Origin of the sequence: Streptomyces laculatispora, assembly GCF_017353455.1 — a bacterium.
GTDB lineage: Bacteria > Actinomycetota > Actinomycetes > Streptomycetales > Streptomycetaceae > Streptomyces > Streptomyces laculatispora.
Genome location: NZ_JAFMPZ010000194.1, coordinates 1 through 5,073, shown reverse-complemented (window position 1 = coordinate 5,073; position 5,073 = coordinate 1). Strand labels below are relative to the sequence as shown.

Below are 5,073 nucleotides of genomic sequence, written 5' to 3'. Positions count from 1 at the left end.
GAAGAAGTAGTCCGGGACCGCACCCCAGTTGAGCTTGCCCTGGCTGAAGGCGTAGATGATCGCGACGGGTGCGGCGATGGGGACGGCCGCCGAGACGTACCGGCCGTAGTGCCGGACCGGGATGGCCTTGATCGCCTCAGGGCCGGCCGCCGGGGTCGGGGGGGCGGGCGGCTGGTCGGCCGGGCCCGATTTCTCGATGTCAATCACGGCTGATACCTCTCAGCGCCGGAGCCCGGTCACGATCCGCCGTTCAGCTTGGCCTCGGTGACCGCGCCGGCCTCCACGCCCCACTTGGCGATGATCTTCTCGTACTCGCCGCTCTTGATGATCGCGTCCATGGCCGCCTTGACCGCCTTGGTGAGCTGGTCGTTGCCCTTGGCGACGGCGATGCCGTACGGGGCCGCCTCGACCTGGTCGCCGACGATCTGGAAGTCCTTGCCGCCGCCCGAGGTCTTCACCGCGTACGCGGCGACCGGGAAGTCGGAGGAGCCGGCGTCGGCGCCGCCGGAGCGGAGCCGGGTCTGGGCCTCCAGGTCGTTGTCGTACGGCTCGATGGCGATCTTCTTGCCGCCGGCGCACTTCTTGGACTCGGCCTTGGCCAGGTCGTGCGAGACGGTGTTGCGCTGGACGGCGATCTTCTTGCCGCAGAGGTCGGACCAGGTCTTGATGCCCTGGTCGTCCCCCTTCTTGGTGTAGATCGAGACACCGGCGGTGAAGTAGTCGATGAAGTCGACCCCCTCGCCGACCTTCTTCTTGGTCTCGGGGTCGATGCCCTCCTGGCGTTCCTTGGTGTCGGTCATCGCCGACATGGCCAGGTCGTAGCGCTTGGAGCGCAGCCCCGTGACCAGGGTGTCGAACGTGCCGTTCTCGAACTGGAACTCCACACCCAGCTGCTTGCCCAGCGCTGCGGCGATGTCAGGGTCGATGCCGACCGTCTTGCCGGACTTGTCCTTGAACTCGACCGGCGGGTACGCGATGTCCGAGCCGACCTTGATGACGCCCTTGGACTTGATCTCCGCGGGGAGGAGACCGGCGGGGGAGTTCGAGGCGCCGGTCGTGGTCTTCGCCGTGTCCGAGCCGCTGGGGCCGCTCTTGGTCTGGTCGCCACAGGCGGTCAGCAGCATGGTGCCGGCGACCGCGATGGCGCCGACCGCTGCAATCCGGGACTTCGCGGCCGTACGACGAGTCGTGCTTGCGGTCATGATCGGGTTCCTCCGGCAGATGAGGGTGGTGTTGCCAGGCGGGTTGGCACACGACGTCGGGTGTCGCCGCCGTGTGCGATTACGGCATCTTGCCATTCGGACCAGCGCATTCAGGGGGCTGGTCATGTCAAAATCGGGTAACGGGCGATCCCCGATCCTCACGAGGCCGGTACACCAAGGCCGGACCTTCTATGGGGTTTCTTTCCTACGACCGCAGAATCTGCGGTGCGTCTCGACCGGTGGACACGCATTCTTCGCGTGGCGGACTTGTCCAGATATTCGGCTATGAGTCACGTCACCGCAGGTGTATGGACTCGTCCGTGACCCGGTCCGTCCGGTATGAAAGACGTTTACACCCCTCATCCGGGGCTCAGGGCGCGTGTGCGGCGCGCCCGCGCGTACGTACCTCCCCCCTGCCGGGGCGGGCCAACCGCCCAGCGCAGGGGACGTACGCGGTGCCCACCCACCCCTCCTCAACCAGGAGTGGCCACCCTCAAACGATGAAGACTTAAGGGGTCAACACCATGGCAGCGGAGATCGTCAATCCTCGCAGCGACAGCAGCACGAACAGCGCGACCGACGAGCCGTTCGATCCGGCCTTCGCCCTCCACCGCGGCGGGAAGATGGCCGTGCAGGCCACCGTCCCGATCCGGGACAAGGACGACCTGTCCCTCGCCTACACGCCCGGTGTGGCGAAGGTGTGCAGCGCGATCGCCGAGAATCCCGAACTCGTCCACGACTACACCTGGAAGTCGCAGGTCGTCGCCGTCGTGACGGACGGCACCGCGGTGCTGGGGCTCGGCGACATCGGGCCCGAGGCCTCCCTCCCCGTGATGGAGGGCAAGGCGATCCTGTTCAAGCAGTTCGGTGGCGTCGACGCGGTGCCGATCGCGCTCGCGACCACCGACGCGGACGAGATCGTCGAGACCGTCGTCAGGCTCGCCCCGTCCTTCGGCGGCGTGAACCTGGAGGACATCTCGGCCCCGCGCTGCTTCGAGATCGAGCGCAAGCTCCAGGAGCGGCTCGACATCCCGGTCTTCCACGACGACCAGCACGGCACCGCCGTGGTCACCCTCGCAGCCCTGCGCAACGCCGCGAAGCTGTCCGGGCGCAGTCTCGGCGAACTGCGCGCCGTCATCTCGGGCGCGGGCGCGGCCGGGGTGGCCATCGCCAAGTTCCTGCTGGCGGCGGGGCTCGGCGATGTCGCCGTCGCCGACCGCAAGGGCATCGTCAGCCGGGACCGCGAGGACCTGACGGACGTCAAGCGGGAGCTGGCCGAGCTCACCAACAAGGCCGGCATCTCCGGGCCGCTGGACAGCGCGCTGGCCGGTGCGGACGTCTTCATCGGCGTCTCCGGCGGTACGGTCCCGGAGCCGGCCGTCGCCTCGATGGCACCCGGCGCGTTCGTCTTCGCCATGGCGAACCCGAACCCCGAGGTGCACCCCGACATCGCGCACAAGTACGCGGCCGTCGTGGCGACCGGGCGGTCGGACTACCCGAACCAGATCAACAACGTGCTCGCGTTTCCCGGCATCTTCGCGGGCGCGCTCCAGGTGCGGGCGTCGCGGATCACCGAGGGCATGAAGATCGCCGCGGCGAACGCACTGGCGGACGTGGTGGGCGATGAGCTGGCCGCGGATTACGTGATCCCGTCGCCGTTCGACGAGCGGGTCGCTCCGGCGGTCACCGCGGCCGTCGCTGCGGCGGCGCGGGCGCAGGGTGTGGCCCGGCGCTGAGGGATCTGCGCGCGGGTTCGGGGGCGTCGCCTGTCCGCGGGCGCTCCCGAACCCCGCGGGGGTTCGTCACGCGCGGTGCGTGTCACACCCGCAGCCGGTTACGCCGGAGGGCCGCCCGGCCTATCGTCGGCCCCATGTTCGCCGCCTACGCATCCCGCCTCGACCGCGACCACCCACTCAACGGCCTTGAGCTGGGCGAACGCCCGGCTCCCGGCGCACGTCCCGGATGGACCACCGTCAACGTCCGGGCCGCCTCCCTCAACCACCACGACCTCTGGTCGCTCCGCGGCGTCGGCCTCGCCGAGGACAAGCTGCCGATGATCCTCGGCTGCGACGCCGCCGGGACCGACCAGGACGGCAACGAGGTCGTCCTGCACTCCGTCATCGGCCAGACCGGGCACGGGGTCGGCCCGGACGAGCCCCGCTCCATCCTCACCGAGCGCCATCAGGGCACCTTCGCCGAGCAGGTCACCGTCCCCAGCTGGAACGTGCTGCCCAAGCCGAAGGAACTCACCTTCGAGCAGGCGGCCTGTCTGCCCACCGCCTGGCTGACCGCGTACCGGATGCTCTTCACCAACGCCGGGGTACGGCCCGGCGACTCCGTGCTCGTCCAGGGCGCCGGCGGCGGGGTCGCGACCGCCGCGATCGTGCTCGGCCGGGCCGCCGGCCTGCGGATCTACGCCACCAGCCGCGACGAGGCCAGGCGCAAGCGGGCCGTCGAACTCGGTGCCATCGAGGCGTACGAGCCCGGCGCACGGCTGCCCCACCGGGTCGATGCCGTCATCGAGACGGTCGGCGCCGCCACCTGGTCGCACTCCGTCAAGTCCCTGCGCCCCGGCGGCACGCTGGTCATCTCCGGCGCCACCAGCGGCGACCGCCCCTCGCACGCCGAGCTGACCCGGATCTTCTTCCTGGAGCTGAGGATCGTCGGCTCGACCATGGGGTCCAAGGACGAGCTGGAGGATCTGCTGGCGTTCTGCGCGACCACCGGGGTGCGCCCCGTCATCGACGACGTGCTGCCGCTGGACCGGGCCCGTGAGGGGTTCGAACGGCTGGCCTCGGGCGACCAGTTCGGGAAGATCGTGCTGACTGTCAACCAGGGTTGACGTGCGTCATGGTGTCAATGTAAGTTGACACCATGACCGAAGCAACGGATCTCGCCGCTCGCGCCGGCGACCGCGACCCCCGGGTGGGGCTGCGGTCGGTCGCCGCGCTGCGACGGCTGCTGGAGCAGCTCGAAGCCGTACAAGTCAGAAGCGCCCGTGTTCAGGGCTGGTCGTGGCAGGAGATCGCGGCCGAACTGGGTGTCAGCCGGCAGGCCGTGCACAAGAAGTACGGGAGGCATTGATGTTCGAGCGATTCACCAAGGGTGCCCGCGCCACCGTGACCGGAGCCGTGACCCACGCCGAACGGGCCGACGCCGGTGCGGTCGGCGAGGAGCACCTGCTGTTCGCGCTGCTGGACCAGGAGGGCGGCCGGGCGTCGTTCGCCGCCGCTGCGCTCGGTCTCGTGGACCGCAAGGCGTCGTTGGCGGCCGCGCTGGCCGGCGCCCGCAGGCGCGGCGGCATGACCAGGGCCGACGCCGACGCGCTCGCCGGCATCGGCATCGACCTCACCGCGATCGTCGACCGCATCGAGGAGGCGCACGGCGAGGGGGCCCTGGACGGCGGGCGCAGGGCCCGGCGCCGGTGGTCGGGCCACCGCATGTTCACCCGGGAGGCCAAGGCGATCCTGGAGAAGTCCCTGCGGATCGCGCTGGGCCGGGGCGACCGGTTCATCGGCGAGGAGCATGTCCTGCTGGCGCTCACCGCCAACCCCGGCGTCGTCGCCGACGTCCTCGCCGAGCACGGTGCGACCTACGAAACGGTCAGCCGCGCGATGTACGGGGACGGCGGCGCGCAACAGGACCGGAAGGCGGGCTGAGGGGCCGCGCGGCAGCGGAACCGAGAAGCCGGGAAGACGGCGGGGAGCCCTGGGTGCGCACCCAGGGCTCCCCGCCGTTGCCTACGCCGGGCCGTCGGCGTCCGTCCGCAGCAGCGCCCCGATGCGGGCCGCCGCTGCCGACAGGTGGCCGCGGGCCTGTGACAGCTGGTCCTCCGTGACGCCCCGGTCCCGGGCCGCGTCGCGGAGGACCA

Annotated in this window: 5 protein-coding genes and 2 pseudogenes; 4 read left to right on the top strand and 3 right to left on the bottom strand. The window is 70.5% G+C overall.

Annotated elements, in window-relative coordinates:
• Together J1C73_RS11490 and J1C73_RS11485 are read right to left on the bottom strand one after the other, a co-directional pair.
• A pseudogene (locus J1C73_RS11490) lies at window positions 1–207 on the bottom strand (amino acid ABC transporter permease); the annotation flags it as partial.
• A 29-nt stretch (window positions 208–236) separates the two neighbouring features.
• Entirely contained in the window at window positions 237–1,202 is a 966-nt protein-coding gene (locus J1C73_RS11485; RefSeq protein WP_207316274.1) for an ABC transporter substrate-binding protein, read from the bottom strand.
• Between the two features lie 524 nt (window positions 1,203–1,726).
• On the opposite strand from J1C73_RS11485, the gene J1C73_RS11480 reads away from it, so the two are divergent.
• From J1C73_RS11480 to J1C73_RS11465, 4 genes are all read left to right on the top strand, one after another.
• Window positions 1,727–2,938 (top strand): NAD(P)-dependent malic enzyme, encoded by a 1,212-nt coding sequence (locus J1C73_RS11480; protein WP_207316273.1) that lies wholly within the window; start codon window positions 1,727–1,729, stop codon window positions 2,936–2,938.
• A gap of 134 nt (window positions 2,939–3,072) precedes the next feature.
• Window positions 3,073–4,044: a zinc-binding dehydrogenase gene (locus J1C73_RS11475; RefSeq protein ID WP_207316272.1), complete on the top strand. Its 972-nt coding sequence runs from the start codon at window positions 3,073–3,075 to the stop codon at window positions 4,042–4,044.
• Window positions 4,045–4,076: 32 nt separating this feature from the next.
• Complete coding sequence (locus J1C73_RS11470) at window positions 4,077–4,286, top strand: sigma factor-like helix-turn-helix DNA-binding protein (RefSeq protein ID WP_123461611.1); 210 nt, start codon at window positions 4,077–4,079, stop codon at window positions 4,284–4,286.
• Window positions 4,286–4,861, top strand: a complete 576-nt coding sequence (locus J1C73_RS11465; RefSeq protein ID WP_207316271.1) for a Clp protease N-terminal domain-containing protein — start codon at window positions 4,286–4,288, stop codon at window positions 4,859–4,861. Before J1C73_RS11470 ends, J1C73_RS11465 begins: the two co-directional genes overlap by 1 nt.
• Window positions 4,862–4,942: 81 nt before the next feature.
• Here J1C73_RS11465 and J1C73_RS34730 read toward each other — a convergent pair.
• A pseudogene (locus tag J1C73_RS34730) lies at window positions 4,943–5,073 on the bottom strand (PadR family transcriptional regulator); the annotation flags it as partial.